Genomic DNA, 23080 nt, shown 5'->3' on the forward strand with positions numbered 1-23080 from the left:
ACCAATAGACTGCGGAGTATGGGGGAAATTACATTAAGGCAATGTTTTGTCGCGGCGCAGGTGCAGCAAGTACTGAACCGGACCTGAAGCGGCGTAGACCAGGAACGCCAGCAGCAGAATGCGCGGCGGATCGCTGAACACCACGGCGAACACCAGCACCACTGCCAGAATCGCCACGAAAGGCACACGCCCCTTCAAGTCCAGTTCCTTGAAGCTGTTGTACTTGATGTTGCTGACCATCAGCATGCCGGCCGCAGCCACCATCAAGGCTACCAGGAACGACATCTTCGAACCCTGGATGCCGTAATCGCTGAATGCCCAGACAATACCTGCCACCACACCCGCAGCGGCCGGGCTGGCCAGACCGATGAAGTAACGCTTATCGGCAGTCCCCACTTGGGTATTGAAGCGCGCCAGGCGCAAAGCAGCACCCGCGACATAGATAAAGGCAACCATCCAACCGACCTTGCCCATGTCACCCAGCGCCCAGGCAAATGCCAGCAACGCGGGCGCGACACCAAACGCGACCATGTCCGACAACGAGTCGTACTCGGCACCGAAGGCACTTTGCGTATTGGTCATGCGCGCAACACGACCATCCAGGCCGTCGAGCACCATGGCGACAAAGATGGCGATGGCAGCAAAGCCGAAATACTTGCTGGCACTCGCCGCATCACCTGCCGCCAGTGCGCTTTGGGCGCTCATGGAGTTGATGATGGAGTAGAACCCGGCAAACAGGTTCGCCGTGGTGAACAGGTTGGGCAAAAGATAGATGCCACGATGCCGGACCTTGCGGCCTTCAGCGTCATGCCCTTCTTCGACATGTTCATCGATCGGCAGCAGGCTTTCGGCGTCAGGAGCCTGGTTTGGCTCTTCGGGACGTTCGCTCATGGACTTTACCTTGCAACGGTGTGAAAAGAATTCGACAAATACTTGCGGCGCGTGTTCGCCCGCAAACGATGCAGCTTTATACCAGAACCCGCCCCCCAAACGAAAAAACGCGGCCTAAGCCGCGTTTTCCGTTGACACGTACGACTTAGTTTTTGGCTTTGTCGACGATCTTGTTGGCACCGATCCACGGCATCATGGAGCGCAGTTGCTCGCCGATGACTTCGATACCGTGAGCGGCGTTGTTACGACGCTTGGCGGTCATCGAAGGGTAGCCGGTAGCGCCTTCGCTGATGAACATTTTGGCGTATTCGCCGTCCTGAATACGTTTCAGGGCGTTGCGCATGGCCTGACGGGACTCGGCGTTGATCACTTCCGGGCCCGTCACGTATTCGCCGTACTCAGCGTTGTTGGAGATCGAGTAGTTCATGTTGGCGATACCGCCTTCGTACATGAGGTCAACGATCAGCTTCAGTTCGTGCAGGCACTCGAAGTAGGCCATTTCCGGCGCGTAGCCGGCTTCAACCAGGGTCTCGAAACCGGCTTTTACCAGTTCAACGGTACCGCCGCACAGAACAGCTTGCTCGCCGAACAGGTCGGTTTCAGTCTCGTCTTTGAAGGTGGTTTCGATGATGCCGGTACGACCGCCACCGACGCCAGCAGCGTAGGACAGTGCCACGTTCTTGGCGTTGCCCGATGCGTCTTGGTAGATCGCGATCAGGTCAGGGATGCCGCCGCCTTTGACGAACTCGGAACGCACGGTGTGGCCCGGTGCTTTCGGCGCGATCATGATCACGTCGAGGTCAGCGCGCGGCACAACCTGGTTGTAGTGGATCGCGAAGCCGTGGGAGAAGGCCAGGGTGGCGCCCTTCTTGATGTTCGGCTCGATTTCGTTCTTGTACAGCGCGGACTGGAACTCGTCCGGGGTCAGGATCATGACTAGGTCGGCAGCAGCAACGGCGGAAGCAACGTCAGTCACTTTCAGGCCGTGGGCCTCAGCCTTGGCAACAGTGGCCGAGCCTTTGCGCAGGCCAACAGTCACGTCAACGCCGGAATCTTTCAGGTTGCAAGCTTGCGCGTGACCTTGGGAGCCGTAGCCGATGATGGCGACTTTCTTGCCCTGGATGATCGACAGGTCACAATCTTTATCGTAATAAACTTTCATGAGGTTCCTCTATATATCCAGGCCGTAAGGCCATTCGCTAATTTGGGTTAGATGCTGAGTACTTTGTCGCCACGGGCAATCCCGGTGACACCACTGCGTACCGTTTCCAGAATCGAGGCCGTCCCGATCGACTGGATGAAGCTGTCCAGCTTGTCGCTTGTACCGGTCAGTTGAACGGTATAAACGCTGGCGCTCACATCGACGATCTGCCCGCGATAAATATCGGTAGTGCGCTTGATCTCGGCACGTTGGGCACCCGTGGCCTTGACTTTAACCAGCATCAGCTCGCGCTCAATGTGGGCACTTTCCGACAGGTCGACCAGCTTGACCACTTCGATCAGCTTGTTGAGGTTCTTGGTGATCTGTTCGATCACCTCATCGTGGCCCACAGTGGTCAACGTCAGACGCGACAGAGTCGGGTCTTCGGTCGGAGCCACGGTCAGGCTTTCGATGTTGTAGTTGCGTTGCGAAAACAGACCGACAACACGAGACAGAGCGCCGGGTTCGTTCTCCAGAAGCAGGGAGATAATGTGCCGCATGATTAAGTACGCTCCGTCTTGTTCAGCCACATGTCGCGCATAGAGCCGTCTTTGATCTGCATCGGGTAGACGTGCTCGCTGGTATCCACCTGAATATCGATGAACACCAGGCGGTCCTTCATGGCGAACGCCTCTTCCATCTTCGGCTTCAGATCTTTCAAATCGGTGATGCGAATGCCGACGTGGCCATAGGCTTTAACCAATTTTACGAAATCCGGCAACGATTCCATGTAGGAGTGGGAGTGACGGCTGTTGTAGCTCATGTCCTGCCATTGACGAACCATGCCCAGCACGCCGTTGTTCAAGCAGACGATCTTCACCGGAAGGCCGTACTGCAGGCACGTCGACAATTCCTGGATGTTCATCTGAATGCTGCCCTCACCGGTGACGCACGCGACGTCGGTGTCCGGGAAGCTCAGTTTCACGCCCATGGCCGCAGGAAAACCAAAGCCCATCGTGCCCAGGCCACCGGAGTTGATCCAGCGGTTAGGCTTGTCGAACTTGTAGTACTGCGCGGCGAACATCTGGTGCTGGCCCACGTCGGAGGTCACAAAGGCGTCGCCCTTGGTCACTTCGCACAGGGTCTCGATCACGGTTTGTGGCTTGATGATGCTGCCGTCGCCCTTGTCGTAAGGGAACAGGCCACGATCACCGCGCCATTCGTCGATCTGCTTCCACCAACTGGCGACGGATTCCTTGTTCGGCGTCTCGCCAATGTCCTTGAGCGCGGCAACCATTTCGGTCAATACGCTTTCCACAGGACCTACGATCGGCACGTCGGCCTTGATGGTCTTGGAGATGGATGCCGGGTCGATGTCGATGTGGATGATCTTGGCATTCGGGCAAAATTTGCTCGCGCCGTTGATCACACGGTCATCGAAACGTGCGCCCACTGCCAGGATCACGTCAGCGTGGTGCATGGTCAGGTTGGCGGTGTAGCTGCCGTGCATGCCGAGCATGCCGACGAACTGACGGTCGGTGCCCGGGAATGCGCCAAGGCCCATCAAGGTGTTGGTCACCGGCAGGTTGAGCAGCTTGGCCAATTCGGTCAACGGTGCGGAACCGCCGCCCAGAATCACGCCACCGCCCGAGTACAACACAGGACGCTTGGCCGCCAAGAGCATTTCTGCCGCCTTGCGGATTTGCCCCGAGTGCCCACGCACGGCCGGGCTGTAGGAACGCAGCTTGGCTTTCTTCGGGAAGATGTATTCGAATTTTTCCGCCGGGTTGGTCATGTCTTTCGGGATATCGACCACGACAGGACCCGGACGACCGGACTGTGCGAGGTAAAAAGCCTTTTTCATGACTTCCGGGATTTCCGACGGATGCTTGATCATGAAGCTGTGTTTCACGATCGGCCGGGAGATACCGATCATGTCGGTTTCCTGGAATGCATCGGTGCCTACCATGGTGCTGGGCACCTGGCCGGAAATGATCACCATCGGGATGGAGTCCATATACGCAGTCGCGATGCCGGTAATGGCATTGGTTGCGCCTGGGCCGGACGTTACCAGTACCACGCCGGCTTTACCGGTGGCACGGGCGTAACCGTCAGCCATATGGGTCGCGGCCTGTTCGTGGCGAACCAGGATGTGGGTAACAGCCGGCTCCTTGAACAGTGCGTCGTAGACATGCAGCAGAGCACCACCTGGGTACCCGTAGATATAGTCGACGCCTTCGTCACGCAAAAAGCGGACGAGCATCTCACCACCAGATAAAAGCTCCACGTTGTTCACCTCTAAAACGCCAGAATACCGTCCGTTGAAAACCGACGGGTCTTAATAGGTTTACTTCTCAACAGAGCATGAGCGACGGTGGTCGCCGACTACGTCAGCACTGACTGAGCAAGTATTGGGATCGTCCCAAGTGTTGCGGGCTTTTCCCACCCAGCGCGAGGTAACGCGTTGCGGGTGTAACAGGTCGGCGCGGATGTGCGCCTCATGATCTGCTGAGCGGGCCTGCTTCTGGCAGTCCCGATACAGCGGACTTTGGATTCTTCTGTTTCAGGCCCTTCAAGTCAAGCAATAATTGCGCTTTTTTCCAACTAAGCGCATGAGAACGTAGGAGAAAGGGCTTTGAGGAGGGATAAAACTCGCCTGAATGTCGTCAAGCGGTAGAAATGTGCGCAAGACTGCCGAAAAAACCGGCAGTCAGGCAATTAACGAGCGTCGACGATCAATTGGTCGAACTTTTTCAGCGCGTTACGCAAGCCAAGGCTCTCTTGCGGGCGGTCGGCATAGACCATCTCGGCCATTTCCAGAATACCCGAGGCATTGGGCAGCGGCAGGTCCTGTTCGAGGATCTGCTTCATTCGCACCAGGAAGATCCACTGCAGCCACTGGTGAAAATCCAGGGTATCCACGGAAAACGGTTCGACACTGCTGAGCGCCTCGGCGCTGGGGGACGCATCGTCCCACCAGCCTTGCACGCGCAACTCTCGCTCTATGAGCAACAACTGTTCGGCGATAGCGGGAAACCGTGCATCCATCAGAGGCTGACCTTGGCTTTTTGACGCGCCTGGGCAGCGCCAGCGGCATCGCCTTGTGCGGCACGCGCGTCGCCAATCAACGCCCACAGGCTGGCTTGCAGGTCGGGACGGCCGTTGGCGAGCGACAAACCGCGACGGGCGAACTGCTCGGCCTGCGGTGCATCACCCTGGGCCATGCGTACCTGGGCCAGGCGATACAGCACTTGCGGCTCCCGTGGCGCAACGCGTTGGGCACGCTCAAGGCTCGACGACGCACCGTTCAAATCACCGCCCGCCTGCTGTTGCTGGGCAGTGGTCAACAAGGCCAGCACCGGGCCATCCAACTGCTCATCAGCCGACAGGCCACTGCCGCTGGACGAGGATGGAATGCCACTCGGCGTCGATGGCATGTTGTAGCTGCCCTGGTTGATCGGGGCCGTCTGGATCGGCGTGGTATCGATCGGGCCGGAAGTGCTTGGCCCTGGGGTCCATGGCTCGGCACTGATCGGTGCCGATGTCGCTGCGCCACCGCCTGGCACCATCACTACCACACCCGAATCCTGCGGCACCGCCTGTGGTTTGGCTTGGGCAGGACGATTGGTCACGGTCTGGCGGAAACCGCCATTCGCCGAAATCCGATCGTTATTGGAGACGGCCGTGCTCGAGTCCACCACGGGAATGGAGCCGCGCTGCACACTGGAGCAACCGCCGAGCAAAGCCAGAGCTGTAATAGCTGGAAACAACCACTTGTTCACTTGAAACCCTCTTTGCTTAATTCATCCAGCCCTTGACCCAATCCATCACCGATTCCGCATCTGCAGGGGCACTGCCACCGCACGCGGCGCCGGGTGGCGGTTCGCTGCCGCGAATATACGGCATCTGCACCGCGCCCGGACAGTTGGCATCGGAGCCCTGCCCGGTGTGCGGATCTATCCAGGCCTGCACGATGTTATCCGGCTGCGGCATATTCAACGGCAACGGGTCGGCCTTACGCATGAAACTGGTCCAGACCTGCAGCGCACCGGTCGCACCGGTGAATGGCGTCTTGCCGTTATCGTCACGCCCCAGCCACACCACTGCCAGCACATCCTGGCCGAAACCGGCAAACCAGCTGTCACGCGAATCGTTACTGGTGCCGGTCTTGCCCGCCAACGTCAGGTTCGCTGGCAGCACGCTGTAGACCGAACGCCCGGTACCTTCACGCATCACACGCTGCATAGCGTTCTGGATCAGGTAGATGGAACCTGCATCAAACCGCTGCTGAATCTGGAACGGATAGCGTTTGAGCGGCTCGCCCTCGGCGGTCAACACACTGCGGATCCCGCGCATCGGCGTATTGAAGCCACCGTTGGCGAGGGTCTGGTACATGGTCGCAACTTCCATCGGCGTCATTGCGCCAGCGCCCAGCAGGATCGACGGGAAGGCCGGGAACTCACGGGTGACGCCCAGCCGCGCGATGGTCTTGAGGACATTCGGTACGCCGACTTCAAGGCCGAGTCGCGACGTGGAAATGTTGTAGGAGTGCGCAATACCCTGATACAGGAACACCGTACCGTGGGAGCGACGGTCGAAGTTCTGCGGCGTCCACACCTGGCCATCAGCCCCTTTGACCGACAGCGGATCATCCGACAACCAACTGGTCAGGGTGTACTTGCTCGGTTTTTCCAAGGCGGTCAGGTAAACGGCGGGCTTGACCAGCGAGCCGATCGGCCGCACCGCATCCAGTGCGCGGTTGAAGCCGGCAAAGCTGGCCTGACGGCTGCCGATCATGGCCTGTACTTCACCGGTCTCCGGGTTGGTCACCACCATGGCCGCTTCGACTTCATCAGAACCTTTGCGGCCCGTCAGGCGTTTGAAGGTGTCATTGACCGACGCTTCGGCTTTCATCTGCAGGATCGGGTCGAAACTGGTGAAGATCCGCAGGCCTTCTTCGGTCAAGTCTTCGTCGCGGTAGTCTTCACGCAGTTGGCGTTTGACCAGGTCGATAAAGCCTGGGAAGGAGCTGTCTGCCAGTTTGCCGCGAGTGGTTACACCCAGTGGCATTTTCTTGGCCGCGGCGACTTGTTCAGCCGTGGCAACGCCTTGCTGCTCAAGCACGTCGAGCACCAGATTGCGACGCTCCAGCGCACGCTCAGGATTGCGGCGCGGGTTGTAGTAGGACGGTCCCTTGACCATGCCCACCAGCAACGCGACCTGGTGCAACTTCAGTTCGGACAGCGGCTGACCAAAGAAGAACTGGCTCGCCAAACCGAAGCCGTGCACGGCGCGCTGGCCATCCTGACCGACGAATACCTCGTTGAGGTACGCCTCAAGGATTTCCTGCTTGCTGTAGTGCAGCTCCAGCAGCATCGCCATCATCGCTTCGGTGAGCTTGCGGGTCAGGCTGCGCTCGTTGGTCAGGTAGAAGTTCTTGACCAATTGTTGCGTCAGCGTACTGCCGCCCTGAGTCATCTTGCCGCCGGAGGTGTTCACCCAGACTGCGCGGGCGATCGACTTGGGCGAGACACCCCAGTGATGGTAGAAATCGCGGTCTTCAACGGCAACCAGGGTTTCCAGCAGGTATGGAGGCACCTGATCGAGCTTGATCAGGATGCGATCTTCAAGGTTTTTCGGGTAAATGCCGCCAATCATCAGCGGTTCGAGGCGAACCACCGGCAACTTTGAACCGTTGAGCGACGACAGTTCGGCTACATAATCGCCCGAGAAGCGCACGCGCACCGGCTGGGCTTTCTCCAGGCCTTCGTAGAACTGGAAGCCACGGGTATTCAGGTCGACGGTGTTGCCACTGACGGCGGCCGCACCGGGACCGTTGCTCACGGGTTCGCGGCGGTAGCCCAAGGCGTCGAGCTCGGTAAGGAAGTCGTCCTTGCTCAGCTTCTGGCCGGTGAACAGTTCCAGCGGGCGGGCGTACACCTTGGCCGGAATGGTCCAGCGCTTGCCAGAGAACTTCTCCTGCACCACGGCATCGAGGTACACCGCGAAGCCAGCGAGTACTACCAGGCCTACCAGGCCGAGCTTGAGCGCCCAGCCCAGCCAAGGGCGCAGGCCACGGGAAGGAGGTTTTTTACGGGAACGGGGAGATCGGGTTCGAGTCATGGCGGCGGATTATACGCACTTTATTGATGATCAACATGAGCCGGACAGCGGTTTGCACGACCGCTCGTAGCGGCCATAATGCCCGCCATGTTTTTCCCCAGACTCTGAAGGATCGCCCGTGAGCCAGTCCCTGATCGCTGCCCTGCAAAACCCGGCTTTATACCCTCACCCGGTTGAAGCGTTTCAAGTCATCGAAACCCATATTTCCTGGGTCGTTCTGACCGGCCCGTATGCCTATAAGCTGAAGAAGCCGATGAACTTCGGCTTTCTCGACTTCACCGATCTGGAAAAGCGCGGCCACTTCTGCCGGGAAGAACTGCGCCTCAACCAGCGCCTGACCGAAGATTTGTATCTTGACGTGTTGCCGATCACCGGCAGTGCCGAAGCACCGCAATTGGGCGGCGACGGCCCGGCCATCGAATACGCACTGAAAATGCGCCAGTTCCCGCAGAGCCAACTGCTCAGCACCTTGCAGGCCAACGGTGAACTGACCAGCGCGCACATCGATGAGATGGCCAAGCAAATCGCGCACTTCCACCTCACGGCGCCAAAAGTCCCGCAGGAACACCCGGCCGGCACCCCGGATGAGGTCATGGCACCGGTTCGCCAGAACTTCGACCAGATCCGTCCGTTCCTCAGCGACAAGGCCGACCTGACTCAGTTGGACGCTCTGCAGGCCTGGGCCGAAAGCAGCTTCGAGCGCCTCAAGCCACTGTTCTCCCAGCGCAAAAAAGACGGTTTCACCCGCGAATGCCACGGTGATATTCACCTGGGCAATGCCACCTTGATCGATGGTCATGTGGTGATCTTCGACTGCATCGAGTTCAACGAGCCGTTCCGCTTCACCGATGTATATGCCGACACCGGCTTCCTGGCCATGGACCTTGAAGATCGGGGCCTCAAGTCCCTGGCTCGCCGCTTTATCAGCCAATACCTGGAGCTGACCGGCGACTATCAGGGCCTGGAAGTGCTCAACTTCTATAAAGCCTACCGCGCCTTGGTCCGCGCCAAGATCGCGTTGTTCAGCATGCCGAGTGAAGCCAGCCCGGTGCAACGCGCCACGACCCTGCGCCAATACCGCAACTACGCCAACCTGGCAGAAAGCTACAGCACCATTCCGTCGCGCTTCCTGGCCATTACCCACGGTGTTTCGGCCGTTGGTAAAAGCCACGTGTCCATGCGACTGGTGGAAGCCCTGGGCGCCGTTCGCCTGCGTTCGGATGTGGAGCGCAAGCGCCTGTTCGGCGAACAGCAAGTGGAAAACACGCCACAGGCCGGCATCTATGCGGCCGACGCCAGTGCGGCAACTTACGCACGCTTGAATGAAATCGCCGATACCGTGCTACGCGCCGGTTACCCGGTGGTGCTAGATGCGACCTTCCTTAAACGCGAACAACGCGATGCAGCGGCCAAAGTAGCAGAGGCCACCGGCGCGCCCTTCCTGATCCTGGATTGCAATGCGCCGCAAGCCGTTATCGCCAGTTGGTTGGCACAACGTCAGGCGGACAAAAACGATCCTTCCGACGCGACACTGGCGATTATCGAAGAACAACAGGCCAAGCGTGACCCGCTGACTGCCGAGGAATTGCTCCTCAGCAAACGCGTCGAGACCAATGAAAGTGGCACCCTCGACGCGTTGGTGGCGCATATTCGTCAGCGCCTGCCTGGCCTGTAAGAAAAATTTCTTGGTCGTGTCGTCTACTTAGGGGGCACGGCCAAGCAATAGTGGCACTATAATGGCGTCATAAATCCAACAGGAGTCGCCGTCATGAGTCACCCCAAGCTTCTTGATACGCCGCTTTACTCGCTCCTGCATAAAGACGATATCCGTGGCTTCAACCAGGAACGCCCGAAAGACGGGATCATCGACATGCGCGGTGGCGACTTCCGCGGGCTGGATTTGCGTGAGCTGAACACCGCTGGCGTGGATTTCACCGATGCCTACTTCCGCTCCGCCGACCTGCGCGGCCTGGACTTGCGCGACTGCCCACTGGAAGGCGCCAGCCTGGCCCATGCGCAGATTTCCGGAACGTACTTCCCACCAGAGCTGACCGCTGATGAGATCCTCATGTCGGTTAATTTCGGTACTCGCCTGCGCTACCGCACCCGCTGAACCCCTCTGCTTAAGCCCCGGTTCGCGCAGCCGAGCCGGGGACTTCCCGCCTGCCTGACCTCGCCATTCTTATAAGCTTTAGGCCGTTTCCGACTAAAGAACCACGTTTTTCCTACTGAGCGCTACACTCCTTTGCAGGCTTGCCTGGTCTCGATACCCACCGCACCATTCGGCCGTCGCAAGGAGGCTTGATGAACGATGAGCTGCAACACCTGAAAAACCTCGGCAAGACGTCAGCACAGTGGCTGCATGCGGTGGGCATCCACAGTGCGTCGGACTTGCGCCGCCTGGGTGCGGTCGATGCATACCGGGCCGTCCGGACGCGTGGGTTTCGCGCCTCGAAAGTGCTGTTGTATGCGATCGAAGGGGCTTTGATGGATGTGCACTGGAATGACATTCCTGCCGAGCGCAAGGAAGCGTTGAACCGCCAATTGGACGCGCTATCGGCACGCCAGAAGAATTAGCTCGTCGATTAACCCCAGCATTTACAGGCATTGTGAACAAGCGTTTGAGAAAATGCAGAGAACATGCAAAAACAAATGTTGACTCTCAAATGAGAATCGTTATGATTATCACAACTGGTCGCGAGATCAGCCGATAACTGAAAGACCATTGGTTCGGACTCTCAGATTATCTCCTCATCAGGCTAATCACGGTTATTTGACCCGGCTCTTGCCGGGTCTTTTTTTATATCTAATATCACCACTATTATCGTGCAGAATTTGCACGCTCAGGAGCTTTTTCCCAAAATCCATGAGCTGAAGCGAGCAGAGCTAAAATTTGTTCGTGCAAATCTTGCACGAATGAACCACTTAGGCTACGTTTGTGCACATGGAGAACGTAGTGAACCTAAACCGCACAGCCATTAGTTCAGCCTCTAAGCAGAGTGGCCGAACAGCCGGCAATGCCCGCAGCCTGAGCTTCTTGGGCGGCGAAGCACTGGTGTACGCTACCAACCTGATCCGTGACTGGGAGGCCCAGCTCCTCCATCTGGACGGATTGAAGAAGAAAAGCGTCGAGTCTCACTCCTCCAATCTCTTCCGCTTGCTGAACCACGCTCAGGTCGCCCCCTGGGAACTCAAGCCCGTCCACGTCAGCCGCTTCTTCGAGTCGCGCATGAGCAAGGACGGCCACCAGCTGGCCCCCTCCACTGTGGCCGTCTACTGTGCGGGTTGGCGCTCCTTCCAGGCCTATATGCTCGATATGGAGCGGGTCAACGAAATCCAGGCGACCTTCAAGGTCCGCCCAGTCAAGTTCGTAACAGAAGAAAATGGCATTGCAGTCAAGCGGCATAAATTGAATGCCGCCCGCCCCAAGGCCTGGGCTCTGACGCCGACTGAAATTGATGCTATCGACCAACAGTTTGCCTTCGATATCAAGGCAGCATATGCGGCTCGCAGCAAGTCTCTCCTGCCGCTGCAACGTGATCGCGTGATGTTTCATATCGCAATCCATTTTGCTCTGCGCGTATCAGAGCTGGTCACCATTCAACTGCATGATTTCAAGGCCAGTCACGATCCGAGAATGAAGGCTTTCCAGAATTTCGGGACGCTTACCATCACTGGAAAAAATGATGCAACGGGAACTATCCCGATGCGTGAGCCTGAGATCTATGAACTGCTCATGTGGTATCTGTCGAGCATTCGGCAAAAAATCCTCCTCCGCCGGAAAAATTCTGGGAACGGGCTATGTCGCTACGATGACAAAGAGTATGCGACTGTCAACCTCCTGTTCCCCAGCGAGCGCGGTGGCGTCATCAACCCCAACGCTTTCCGAACTCGCCTTAACAGCATGGCGGTCAAAGCCGGCCTCATGCACCACAAGCTGACACCGCATATTCTCAGGCATACCGGCTGCACGAATATGGTTGGCGTCTTCTCAGCAGAGGTAGCGCAGAAATATATGCGACACAAAAACCTCTACACAACGCTGGGGTACTACCACCCTGCGCCGCTGGATGCCGCGAACGAGGCAAATGCCCCGCTCGACCTGTTCAGCAGCTTTTTTGATGATGAGGACTGACAAGAAATGAAAATCAAGCTGGGCAATCGCCTGGAAGTCCTGATGAAAGACTCAGGCATAAACACCTTCGAGGAAATGGCTCAGCGGCTCACTGAAAACCAGGGATGGCCAATCACCAGAACCGCCCTCAGTCGAAAATTTCGATCCGACGATGTTTCGCTGAGTCTTTCGATGATAGAGGCTATCTGCAATGAGCTGCAGTGCCTCCCTGGCGATCTCTTTGAGACCAATATCACCGATGCATCTGAGGAGTTCGTCGAGGAGCTTAGAAGCCGTCTACAACCGTTCAGATACGGCGTAATTCGACTTCAAAGGCAAGGGAGTGATGCTGCGGAGGAGCGGCCTGCCGATGGTGCTGTCTCTACACAGAATGAAGGCAAGCGCACAAAGCCCTCCCGTGCAAAGCAGCTCAAAAACATCGCAGACGAAGACATTGTAGGCCCGAAGGTATCGCACCTCCATGCAGGAAAAATCAAGAACGACTAAGCGCCCGCCGCTTATCGTGGACTGCACGCTTTGTGGCGGTCGCTTTCAGCGAGCGGCCTGGTGCGGCCCTGCCCCTGACCACTGCATGCGCTCCAATGTAGAGCGCTCAAGCGAGTGCTGGAGCAATCAACCTGATGGCAGCCTGCTGAAAACATGTGCAGAGTCTCTACGCTCCCGGAAACCGTCGGGAAATGAGATGACGCACTTCATCAGCCTGCTGGCGGGTCTTGGTCATGCACACGACCAGTCCGAAGCCAAAGTGCAAGAGTACCTTGCCGATCTACTCCCCGAAGAGCGGCACATCTTGCTTAAACGGGCATCCGCAGAACTCTCGATATATCTGGCAAAGCAGATTTCCCTCTTGCCATCCATAGAAATCAGAGTTCCGCTGAAGGACAGATCAATTCCTGAAGAACTCCCCGAAGGGCTCCGGGGAAAGCTCAATGCCTACAAGAAAAAACTCGAAAGGCGCTACAACATACTCACAGAGAAAGGTCACACTCGTTCTGAAAAGTATGTTGCCAGAGCACTGGGAGGGCCGATACGCCTCGCGCATTACCTTCATGCCAATGGAATCATCGATTGGGATGCGGTGAAAAAACGAGACATCGTTGTATTCTTTGAAAAATGCACCAAAGAAGAAATCAGGCCAATATTTCGATTTTATCGATTCATTGATACCCGGCAAAAGTTCCAGGATGGCCGTGGCAGGAAAAAATCGAAGCCTTCCACCAAGCCGCCTTACAACTTCCAGCTGATGATGCCCGATGATCTTAATCGGTTTCTCGCAGAGATCCGTTCACGCACAACAGACGCCGAGTATCTTGTTGCATGGCTTGTATGCCGAATGGGCATGACAGCGACCGCAGCCTTGAAGCTCAACCTCGACTGTATTGAAATGCACGAAAATGGCCATATCGTAATCAAACCTGCTCGGGCGTGGCTTTCCGTCCCCAAGAGCATTGAAAGGATACTCCTTGAAGTCCTTTCTGAAATAAAGCCAGATTGGGCAGAGACTCCACCCAAAGAGCGGTCACTGATAAAGCTGTTTGCCAAACACATCCCGGCACAACCATATTTCATTGACAAGGCGTTCCAAGGAAAAACACGCATCCTGCGAAACTCGGCCATCTTCTCCGCCATGATGCGTGGAAACCTTGATCGCGTAACATTACACCACGCCATGGGCGTTTCGATGCCGCACCTCGTGCAACTGGAAAAGCTGCTGTCTGCCGACATTCATTGCCGCCTTGATCCTGAGTTCATCAAGAAGCGTAACAAGCACATCCTGGGCACAGCCGATGACTGACGCAACATGGTTCGTCTACATGCTGGAATGTCGTAGCAAGCGAATCTATACAGGGGTCACCCCCCGCCTGGATCAGCGCATCCTGGCCCACCAGAAGGGCCAGGGCGCACTGTTCACCAAGCTCGACTCACCGCAAGGCCTCATTGCCGCCAAGCCCTTTCCCAGCCAGCGAGAGGCTCGCCAGGTGGAGCTGCAGGTCAAACGCCTCCCCGCAGTCTACAAGCGGACCCTGGCCCGCCTTTGGTCAGAGCAGCACCCGATCGACGAGATCGCCCAGCAGCTTTTTCCGCCGCAGTAGCACCTCATAGGTGGCGAACTGCTCATGCAGCATGACGTTGCCCACCGTGTCGTCATAGGTCGTCGCAGAGAGGATCGCCCAGTCCGGCATGGACATGATCCGCTCGACCATCGCACCGCAGTAACGGGCGTTGACCAGCTTCTGGAAGGGATGGAAAGTCGGCTGATCGTCGCGCTCCAGGCAGGCGAGAGACTCATCAATTCCTCGGCGACACGCCAGCAGAGACGATCCCTGATCAAGTGCGAAAATGACTCCACGGTCCTGATTGGACAGCTCGGCCTTGAAGTTGAGCGCTCGATCTTCATTGCCGATCCAGAGGTCGAACACGGCAATCTGTGCAGTCTCCAACGGGTACTTCTCGCATAGGCTCTTGATGGCGTAGGCATGCCCCGACTGGGTGTGCATGCCCTCTGGTAAAACCACCTCGGCATACTCGTCCGCATCAGGGTCAGCGTGATCGTCATCGGTGAAGTCGTACACGTTCAGGCTGGCCTCCGCTGCGCGCAAGGCAGCAAAGCGCAGGCGCTCATCCGTGGCAGCACGCGCAGGCACGCCAACCACCACAGGAATGCCGAGAAACATCGCCAGGCGGTTCGCCACAAGCTCGGAGTAGACCTGCGCGGTGGCAGCTTCGTGGTCAACCTTGAGAACTGCGGAGAGCTGGCCGTCCTCGGCCCCAGTTGTACTGCGCGGGTTCGGGGATGCCGAACCCGTGATTTCATAGCAAAGGATTGGCATGGCAGTCAGGGATGCTCGAATGCCCAGGCATCGGCCAACAGCTCAGCCTGCGCAATCACTTTTTCGGTCGCCTCAAGCGCCTTGTCCGGCGGGTAGCGATGCTTGGCCAGCAGCACCTTGACCATTGCCAGCATCCTGGCCCGCGCTGACTGGCGGTTCTGCCAGTTGATCGTGGCTGATTTCCGCAGCTTGTCGGTTAGCTCCAGAGCTAGAGCTTTCAGCACCGGATGCCCCAGCTCGCGAACCGCCGACTCGTTCTCAGAAAGCGCCTGGTAGAACGCGAACTCCTCCTCGCTCAGGCCCTCCGGGGGCTTGGCCGAGTTGATCTCCTGGGCGAGCTTGATCAGCTCCTCGATGACTTCGGCAGTCGTCAGGCCACGGGTCTGGTAGCGGTTGATCGCCTCTTCCAGGCGCTTGGTGAACAGCTTCGCCTGGGTAGCGTTCTTCTGCCCCCGCGCCTTGACCTGATCGGCCACCAAGCGGCTCAGCAGCTCAGCGGCCAGGTTCTTGGTGGGCATTTTCCGAATCTGCGCCAGGAAATCCTCATCCAACAGCGAGATGTCAGGCTTGCTCATGCCCAGCGTGGCGAAGATGTCCTTGACCCCATCGACCAGCACGCCCTTGGCCACCAGCTGACGCAGCGCGGCCTCCTTTTCCAGCTGCGAGCGCATTTCGCCGGAGCGGGTCAGCTTCATCAGGCAAACACGCACGGCCTGGAAGAAGGCGATCTCTTCGCGTGCCGCCATCGCCTGCGCTGACGTGCCAGCGAGGGCCTGCGCCTTGGTCAGCTTGACGACCTGATCCAGGTAGGCCCGCACGCCCTTGTTGCGGCCCTTCTCGTCGGCTTCCGGGTTGAGCTGAAGCAGATGCTCCATTGCACCGCCAAGCAGCGCCAGGGCCTTCAGTGGGTCTTCAAAGCCGCTGTAGTCGAACTTGGCGAAGAACTCGCGGCGGATCACGTCCAGGGTGTCGAGCAGGATCTTGAGGGCCTGGCCGCTGATATCGACAGGCTCGCGGTCATCGCCGGTAGCCTTGGTGTAACGCCTGATGGCTTCGCGCAGCTCATGCCCGATGCCGATGTAGTCCACCACCAGGCCGCCCGGCTTGTCCTTCCAGATACGGTTGGTACGGGCGATGGCCTGCATCAGTCCATGCCCCTGCATCGGCTTGTCAACGTACAGCGTGTGGACGGGCGGAGCGTCGAAGCCGGTCAGCCACATGTCGCGGACAATGACGATTTCCAAGGGGTCGTTCTCGTCCTTGAAGCGCTTTTCCAGCTGCTTTCGCTGAGCTTTGTTCGTCCGGTGCTTCTGGTACTCCTCGGGATCAGCAGAGGAGCCAGTCATGATGATCTTGATCCGCCCGGAGTTGAGGTCATTGCCCTCCCACTCGGGGCGCAGCTTGACGATTTCCTCGAACAGGCGAACGGCCGCTTCACGCGAGATGGCCACCATCATGGCCTTGCCGGCAATGGCTTCCTTGCGAGCCTCCCAGTGCTCGACGAAATCCTCAGCCAGGGTTGTGAGCCGGCCATCGGCCATGGCCAGTGCTTCCAGTCGCGTCAGGCGGCTGGCCGTCTTGTTCTGCTCGCCCTCGTCCTCGGCCTCGGTCGCCTCCAGGAACTCCTCCATGAGATCCTGCTTTTCGGCCTCGTTGAAGCGAAGCTCGATGATCCGGGACTCGTAACTGACCGGAACGACGGCTTCATCTTCCTGGGCAGCGATCATGTCGTAGATATCAACGCAGCTACCGAATACTTCTTCGGTGTCGCGGTCATCGTCGCTGACGGGGGTGCCGGTCATGCCTAGGTAAATGGCATTGGGCAGCGCGTCGCGCATGTACTTGGCCAGGCCGTACTTGGTGGTGCCGCTCTTGGTGTCCAGCGAGGCCTTGAAGCCGTATTGGGTGCGGTGCGCCTCGTCGGCGATCACGATCACGTTGGAGCGTTCGCACAGCTTGGGAGCGCTGGTCTGCCCGCGCTCCGGGGCAAACTTGTTGATCGTGGTGAAGAAGATGCCACCGGCCTCGACAGACGAAAGCAGGTCGCGGAGATCGTCCCGGCTGTCGGCCTGCTGGGGTGTGGCTCGCAGCGACCACCCACAATCAGCGAAGGTCTCGAAGAGTTGCCCATCCAGGTCGTTACGGTCGGTCACCAGCACGACCGTAGGGTTCTTGAACTCCGGTCTGTCGCGTAGCGCCATCACATAGAACAGGGCCAGCAGCGACTTGCCGGAGCCCTGGGTAAACCAGATCACGCCGCCCTTGCCATCGTGACGCTCCAGTAGCGCACCCACGGCACGCTCCACTGCCTTGAGCACACCGCTGTACTGGTGCCACTGGGCAATGATCTTGAAGGACGTGCCACCATCGGTGCCGCCGTAGGCGACGAAGCCCCGGAAGAACGTCATCAGCGTCTCGGCGTTGAGCAGACCGCGCACCATCACTTCCAGCTCCAGCAGCGACTTGGGCGCGACTTCATCATCGAGCAGTCGCCAGCGCGAGAAGCGGTTGAAGTCGGCCGTCAGCGAGCCGTAACGGGCCACGACGCCATCGGAAATGATGTTGAGCAGGTTGAAATAGAACAGCTGCGGGATGTCGGTCTTGTAGGTCTGAATCTGATTGAAGGCCGACAGGATATCGGCGTTCGGGTCGGCCGGATTCTTCAGCTCGATCACCACCAGCGGCAGGCCATTCACGAACAGAACGACATCCGGCCGCCTGACCTGCTGACCATGCACAGTGAACTGCTGAACAGCCAGCAGGTCGTTCGGGCCGGCAAAGTCGATCACCTGAACCCGTGGGAAGGTTCGCGTCCCATCACTCTCGATGCGCTCGACAGGTACGCCATCGCGTAACCAGCTGTAGACCTCTCGGTTGCCGTCCACCATCGACTGCGCGCTGTAGAGGGCCAACCTGGATACCGCAGCATCTGCTTCCGCACTGCTGATCCCAGGGTTCAGTCTTTCGATGGCATCGCGCAGGCGGTTTTGCAGCACCACCTCGGAATACTTCTCGCGCCCGCCTTCCGTGCCGCCTGGGGAGACGACTTCGCCTTTCAGGCTGGTGAACTCCAGGCTCTCCAGCCACCCCAGGCACGCTTGCTCCAGATGGTTTTCGTTCATTCCCGCACATCGTCCTTCGGCAGATAGCGCCCCCTGCGGCCAGAGGCTCTACAGCGGGCGCCGAATGGCAAAGTGCTGATGGTTGCAGGATCACCCTAGGAAAACAATTCGCCTTGCCCAGAGGCTCGCAGAGCGCCCTGGCTGGCGGCCTCATGAAGAATGCCTTCGACCAGATCGCTCAGCAGCAGCTCGGCATCCAGGTACGGCTCAAGAAGCTGGATGTACTCCGGCGTGTTTTGGTCCCCGATGCGGTCATGCAGCCAGCCATCGCAGTCCTGCTTGCTCAGCAGGAGTGCCAGGCGCTCTTCTGCGCTTAGCTCCGCCAGCGCTTCTTCGGCCTTGGCCTGCACATCGGCAGCGACCTGCTCTGCGAACATGAAACCCGTGTCGAGAGCACAGATTTCCGCCCAATAGGAATCGCAGCCGTCTACGAAGCCAAAGGGCGGCATTCCACTCAACTTCTGAATCGAGGCCTTGATGACCTTGCGATCCAGCGTGGGCAGCAGCAGCCCGGCAAAGGTATTACCCATGTCGAGCAGCAGCTTGACGGCAGTCTTGTGCTCATCCAGCTCAGCCTCCAGCTCATCCGCTGCACTGCCGGCCTCCAGCAGCGGTAAGGCCGATTCATCGACCAGTCGCAACGACATGGCCACGGAAGGCTCCAGGCAGGCCTGCACGGCCCATTCAAGCATCGCGGGGCTGAGGCCTGGGGCTAGGTCAATGTTCGCTCTCACGCTGCGCGGCATCGTTACCGCCTCGAAGAGATTCAGCGTCGTGCGCTGTACAGGCTGCATGCTTGCGAAGGGTGGCTCACCGCCACATTCGCGGAGATCCCGTTCAGTGCTCAGCACCCGGACCAGGCCATCGTCGGCAATGCTGATCGAGGTGATCTCCGGCTTGAGCAGGCCGGCAAGCCGGCCCTTGAGCAGCGGTAGGATCTCGACGCCTGGCCGGCGAGCCAGCTCCACGAGCAGATCGCCCTCGTGGAGCAGCACGTCCGTTTCCACAGCATGGAGAGGGTAGTCATGCATTCACAGCACTCCTGACAATGGATTCGGCTTCGGGAAGACGAATCTCGCCGGAAATCAGCTTGGGCAGCAGGGTGTCGCGGATCTCTGCCAGCAAATTAATCTGACGATCATTTGCCGCAATGCTTTCAAAAATCGGACTTACTCTCTTGGTAAACTCTGCCAGAACTTCTACGGAAGGCAGCAAGGCAGGAAGCGGACGGAATGCCTTCTTGCTTATCTCCATAAATGTTGACCCGTTTGCATGGCTTTTGATTAATTCCATGTTTTGTCTGCACCAGTGCAGCAGGTAGAGTGGCGATAGCTTGCCGCCGGGTGGAATTGCTATGTACCCCTGATTTACTGCAACAGCAATAGATGAAATAGCAAGATATCCAATCGGCGCCCTAGATGACATAAGCAGCGTCCCGGCCGGAAGAAGTCCAGAGCTGATTTTTAGAACACCTTTCGAGGAAACCATCTTCTCCGTCTTGTGAAGAATAGGTGACTGCAAACCTGATAAGTCCTTAGGGGTGGTCCAGGCAAACTCTGCAGGCTCCCAGAACTCACTATTCTTTGTGCTAGGAGTTGCTCCTCCAACACACTTGACCAATTCCCCAATAGGAAAAACACTCCATCCCGCTGGCACTTCTCCAAGTTCAGAGTCCTCGAAGCTATCTGGGAAAAGCGCTGCCGTAGCTCCGTCCATACGCTCGGGCTGGCGACCTTCAGCCTTTGCACGCACTGGGTCAAAATCGACGAACCACGACTTGAAGATGGCTTGGGCCATGGCCTCTAGGGTGGCGTTGGTTTCGTGCAGGATAGCTATGCAGTCGTCCAGAGAGCCTAAAACTTCGGCTATTTCTCTTTGAACAGCAAGTGGAGGAAGCCTGAGTGGCGTCTTTCTCAGAAGCCCCAGGTTGGTATGCGGAACCCCGGTCTGGATTGCAGTATTCTTTATGTGGTCAAGCTGTTCTTGGGAGCAAAACACATAGTAAATGAATTTTACATCAGCCCTCGCAGGGTTGAGCGTAATCTTCATTTGGCTCTGCGATACGATATATTCTGGGAAAGCTCCGCTCGGAACAATAGCCACTTGACCCAGTGTGCCTCGCTGAGTAAAGACCAGATCACCAGGCCGAGCCTTATTGGCACTGAGGGACTCTGCCTTATCCGGAGAAACAAAAGCAAACGGCCCCGCAATCCACCGCCGCCCCATATTTTGCCCGCGAATTACCGGAACGCCACTTTCAGCATAATCTTTGGAGACAAGATTTGAGCCAAACGGGCCGCCAACTATTGCATTTTTGACAGGGGCTGCAAGCTCTTCTAAATGGACAAGCTCAAAACTCATAGCCCATCCCCTTCAACTTCTGGAGAATGTTTTGCTCAATCGAATTGCGCTCAGTGATCAACGATACGAGCTGATCTGTCAGACGATCCATCTTCTCGCCGAAAGGCTCGTCATCATCTTCCACTTCCTCGGCACCAACATAACGACCAGGCGTCAGCACGAAGCCATGCTTCTGCACATCCTCATAGCTGGCCGAGTAGCAGAAGCCCGGCACATCCTCGTAGGACTCACCATCGCTGAACACGGTATTCCGCCAGCGGTGGTAGGTCTGCGCGATGCGCGCCATGTCAGCGTCAGTGAACTCGACCTGGGTGCGCGAAATACGGCTGGAGGCTGACTTGCGGGCGTCGATGAAGAGAATCTGGTTGCTGCGATCCGCCTTGCCGTTCGGGCCGACACGCTTGTCCCTGGAGAGGAACCATAGGCACGCGGGAATCTGGGTGTTGGAGAACAGCTGCCCTGGCAGGGCGACCATGCACTCCACTACATCCTTGATGACCATGTTCTGGCGAATCTCGCCCTCGCCGGACTGCTGCGAAGACATCGAGCCATTCGCCAGCACGACGCCCGCACGACCGCGACTGGAGAGACGGGCCAGCATGTGCTGCAACCAGGCGTAGTTGGCATTGCCCTTGGGCGGAATGCCATGCACCCAGCGCGGGTCGTCTTGCAGCTTCTCGCCTTCCCAGTCGGAGATGTTGAACGGCGGGTTGGCCAGGATGTAGTCGGCACGCAGCGTCTTGTGCTGGTCGTTGGTGAAGGTCGAGCCGTAAGTCTGGCCAATGTTGCCTTCCAGGCCATGCACAGCCAGGTTCATCAGGCACAGGCGGCGGGTTTCGGCCATCTTCTCCTGACCATAGATCGGCAGATCACCCGAAGAGCCAAGCTGCTTGGCGTGGGCATCCTTGAACTTGGCCGACTGCACGAACATCCCACCTGAGCCGCAGGCCGGGTCGTAGATGGTGCCCTTGAACGGCGCGAGGATTTCCACCAGCAGGGTGACCAGGCTCTTGGGCGTGTAGAACTCGCCGGCACGGGCACCCTCGTTCAAGGCGAACTGGCCAAGGAAGTATTCGTAGACCTCGCCGAACACATCCCGGCTGCCGTGCTGCTTGGGGTCGAACTTCAGCTTGGCGATCAGCTGGAACAGCTCGCCGAGCTTGCCAGGCTCCAGCTCCAGCCGTGAGAACTCGCGGTACAGCACGCCTTTAAGGCTGGGGTTCTCCGCCTCGATCAGCGCCATGGCCTTGTCGAGTTGCTGCGCGAAATCGGCTGCCGCCGCTTTCTCCAGCAGCTTGCTGAACTTGGCCTCCGCGGCTCTGTTGCAAAAATCGTGAAGCTTGAGCATGCTTGGCGGAGATTGGACGGACGGAACGATGACGGATTTCAAGTGGCGCCATTTCCAGGGTGATGTGATCCTGTGGGCGGTGCGCTGGTATTGTCGCTATCCGATCAGCTATCGCGACCTTGAGGAAATGCTGGCGGAACGCGGCATTTCGGTCGACCATACGACGATCTATCGCTGGGTCCAGTGCTACGCCCCGGAGATGGAGAAGCGGCTGCGCTGGTTCTGGCGGCGTGGCTTTGATCCGAGCTGGCGCCTGGATGAAACCTACGTCAAGGTGCGGGGCAAGTGGACCTACCTGTACCGGGCAGTCGACAAGCGGGGCGACACGATCGATTTCTACCTGTCGCCGACCCGCAGCGCCAAGGCAGCGAAGCGGTTCCTGGGCAAGGCCCTGCGAGGCCTGAAGCACTGGGAAAAGCCTGCCACGCTCAATACCGACAAAGCGCCGAGCTATGGTGCAGCGATCACCGAATTGAAGCGCGAAGGAAAGCTGGACCGGGAGACGGCCCACCGGCAGGTGAAGTATCTCAATAACGTGATCGAGGCCGATCACGGAAAGCTCAAGATACTGATCAAGCCGGTGCGCGGTTTCAAATCGATCCCCACGGCCTATGCCACGATCAAGGGATTCGAAGTCATGCGAGCCCTGCGCAAAGGACAGGCTCGCCCCTGGTGCCTGCAGCCCGGCATCAGGGGCGAGGTGCGCCTTGTGGAGAGAGCTTTTGGCATTGGGCCCTCGGCGCTGACGGAGGCCATGGGCATGCTCAACCACCATTTCGCAGCAGCCGCCTGATCGGCGCAGAGCGACAGCCTACCTCTGACTGCCGCCAATCTTTGCAACAGAGCCTCCGTCGCCATGCTCACCTCGCTTTGGTGCACACGAGTATTGAGCATAGTCGAGATTGGTGCAGATCACTTCTGATATTGAACTGTCAGGAGCTGGCTGCACAACAGCCATTACGCCCAATCAACTGGTGCAGTCGTCTTCTGAAAATGACAGGTTTTGAGGTGGTGCCGAGAGCGTAAAGAAAACGGTCGTTTTCTTGCTTACAGGCCACGACTGCCCGTCCATCACAGACCTCATACCACCAGCAGTAGATATGGGCATCGCGATCCATCGCTGCTGGT

At 58.1% G+C, this 23080-nt stretch carries 20 protein-coding genes; 8 read left to right on the forward strand and 12 right to left on the reverse strand.

Going from position 1 to position 23080, the window contains the following annotated elements; translation table 11 throughout:
• Positions 1 to 33 precede the first annotated feature (33 nt).
• From pssA to mrcB, 7 genes are all read right to left on the reverse strand, one after another.
• A complete protein-coding gene (pssA, locus tag OZ428_RS28540; RefSeq protein ID WP_016976855.1) occupies positions 34 to 891 on the reverse strand; it encodes a CDP-diacylglycerol--serine O-phosphatidyltransferase in 858 nt (285 codons plus the stop codon).
• Positions 892 to 1036: 145 nt separating this feature from the next.
• Positions 1037 to 2053, reverse strand: coding sequence for a ketol-acid reductoisomerase (gene ilvC, locus OZ428_RS28545; protein ID WP_003176099.1), 1017 nt, complete (start codon positions 2051 to 2053; stop codon positions 1037 to 1039).
• 47 nt (positions 2054 to 2100) lie between these two features.
• Positions 2101 to 2592: an acetolactate synthase small subunit gene (gene ilvN, locus OZ428_RS28550; protein WP_003176102.1), complete on the reverse strand. Its 492-nt coding sequence runs from the start codon at positions 2590 to 2592 to the stop codon at positions 2101 to 2103.
• A gap of 2 nt (positions 2593 to 2594) precedes the next feature.
• On the reverse strand, positions 2595 to 4319 hold the full coding sequence (locus tag OZ428_RS28555) for an acetolactate synthase 3 large subunit (protein ID WP_269132031.1): 1725 nt from the start codon (positions 4317 to 4319) through the stop codon (positions 2595 to 2597).
• A 431-nt stretch (positions 4320 to 4750) separates the two neighbouring features.
• Entirely contained in the window at positions 4751 to 5080 is a 330-nt protein-coding gene (locus OZ428_RS28560) for a YqcC family protein (protein ID WP_269132032.1), read from the reverse strand.
• Positions 5080 to 5814, reverse strand: a complete 735-nt coding sequence (locus OZ428_RS28565) for a tetratricopeptide repeat protein (RefSeq protein WP_269132033.1) — start codon at positions 5812 to 5814, stop codon at positions 5080 to 5082. Before OZ428_RS28565 ends, OZ428_RS28560 begins: the two co-directional genes overlap by 1 nt.
• Positions 5815 to 5830: 16 nt before the next feature.
• The gene (mrcB, locus tag OZ428_RS28570; RefSeq protein WP_033898300.1) at positions 5831 to 8155 is read right to left on the reverse strand and encodes a penicillin-binding protein 1B; all 2325 of its coding nucleotides are present in this window, start codon (positions 8153 to 8155) and stop codon (positions 5831 to 5833) included.
• Between the two features lie 118 nt (positions 8156 to 8273).
• On the opposite strand from mrcB, the gene OZ428_RS28575 reads away from it, so the two are divergent.
• The 7 genes from OZ428_RS28575 to OZ428_RS28605 all read left to right on the forward strand — a co-directional run bounded on the left by OZ428_RS28575 (position 8274) and on the right by OZ428_RS28605 (position 14383).
• Positions 8274 to 9830 carry a bifunctional aminoglycoside phosphotransferase/ATP-binding protein gene (locus OZ428_RS28575; protein ID WP_033898298.1) on the forward strand — a complete coding sequence of 519 codons (1557 nt, stop codon included), beginning with the start codon at positions 8274 to 8276 and terminating at the stop codon, positions 9828 to 9830.
• A 93-nt stretch (positions 9831 to 9923) separates the two neighbouring features.
• Positions 9924 to 10268, forward strand: coding sequence for a pentapeptide repeat-containing protein (locus OZ428_RS28580; protein ID WP_033898296.1), 345 nt, complete (start codon positions 9924 to 9926; stop codon positions 10266 to 10268).
• A gap of 191 nt (positions 10269 to 10459) precedes the next feature.
• Positions 10460 to 10732 carry a TfoX/Sxy family protein gene (locus OZ428_RS28585; RefSeq protein WP_010206563.1) on the forward strand — a complete coding sequence of 91 codons (273 nt, stop codon included), beginning with the start codon at positions 10460 to 10462 and terminating at the stop codon, positions 10730 to 10732.
• Positions 10733 to 11111: 379 nt separating this feature from the next.
• Entirely contained in the window at positions 11112 to 12290 is a 1179-nt protein-coding gene (locus OZ428_RS28590) for a tyrosine-type recombinase/integrase (RefSeq protein ID WP_223717154.1), read from the forward strand.
• 6 nt (positions 12291 to 12296) lie between these two features.
• Positions 12297 to 12776 carry a helix-turn-helix domain-containing protein gene (locus tag OZ428_RS28595; protein ID WP_021264138.1) on the forward strand — a complete coding sequence of 160 codons (480 nt, stop codon included), beginning with the start codon at positions 12297 to 12299 and terminating at the stop codon, positions 12774 to 12776.
• A gap of 196 nt (positions 12777 to 12972) precedes the next feature.
• Positions 12973 to 14085: a hypothetical protein gene (locus OZ428_RS28600; RefSeq protein ID WP_087933163.1), complete on the forward strand. Its 1113-nt coding sequence runs from the start codon at positions 12973 to 12975 to the stop codon at positions 14083 to 14085.
• Positions 14078 to 14383 (forward strand): GIY-YIG nuclease family protein, encoded by a 306-nt coding sequence (locus tag OZ428_RS28605; protein ID WP_031300532.1) that lies wholly within the window; start codon positions 14078 to 14080, stop codon positions 14381 to 14383. The genes OZ428_RS28600 and OZ428_RS28605 overlap by 8 nt, the downstream gene beginning before the upstream one ends.
• On the opposite strand, the gene OZ428_RS28610 is transcribed toward OZ428_RS28605, so the two are convergent.
• The 5 genes from OZ428_RS28610 to OZ428_RS28630 all read right to left on the reverse strand — a co-directional run bounded on the left by OZ428_RS28610 (position 14330) and on the right by OZ428_RS28630 (position 21994).
• Entirely contained in the window at positions 14330 to 15121 is a 792-nt protein-coding gene (locus OZ428_RS28610) for a hypothetical protein (RefSeq protein ID WP_021264140.1), read from the reverse strand. The two genes, OZ428_RS28605 and OZ428_RS28610, sit on opposite strands and share 54 nt — an antisense overlap.
• A 5-nt stretch (positions 15122 to 15126) precedes the next feature.
• Positions 15127 to 18243 (reverse strand): type I restriction endonuclease subunit R, encoded by a 3117-nt coding sequence (locus OZ428_RS28615; protein ID WP_021264141.1) that lies wholly within the window; start codon positions 18241 to 18243, stop codon positions 15127 to 15129.
• A gap of 95 nt (positions 18244 to 18338) precedes the next feature.
• A complete protein-coding gene (locus OZ428_RS28620) occupies positions 18339 to 19274 on the reverse strand; it encodes a hypothetical protein (protein ID WP_021264142.1) in 936 nt (311 codons plus the stop codon).
• Entirely contained in the window at positions 19267 to 20604 is a 1338-nt protein-coding gene (locus OZ428_RS28625) for a restriction endonuclease subunit S (protein WP_065761706.1), read from the reverse strand. The genes OZ428_RS28620 and OZ428_RS28625 overlap by 8 nt, the downstream gene beginning before the upstream one ends.
• Complete coding sequence (locus OZ428_RS28630; RefSeq protein WP_269132034.1) at positions 20594 to 21994, reverse strand: N-6 DNA methylase; 1401 nt, start codon at positions 21992 to 21994, stop codon at positions 20594 to 20596. The genes OZ428_RS28625 and OZ428_RS28630 overlap by 11 nt, the downstream gene beginning before the upstream one ends.
• On the opposite strand from OZ428_RS28630, the gene OZ428_RS28635 reads away from it, so the two are divergent.
• A complete protein-coding gene (locus OZ428_RS28635; RefSeq protein WP_001389365.1) occupies positions 21981 to 22745 on the forward strand; it encodes an IS6-like element IS6100 family transposase in 765 nt (254 codons plus the stop codon). The genes OZ428_RS28630 and OZ428_RS28635 overlap by 14 nt on opposite strands.
• Positions 22746 to 23080: the final 335 nt, after the last annotated feature.

Source organism: Pseudomonas sp. GXZC (genome assembly GCF_026967615.1).
In the GTDB taxonomy this organism is placed as follows: Bacteria; Pseudomonadota; Gammaproteobacteria; order Pseudomonadales; family Pseudomonadaceae; genus Aquipseudomonas; species Aquipseudomonas azotoformans_A.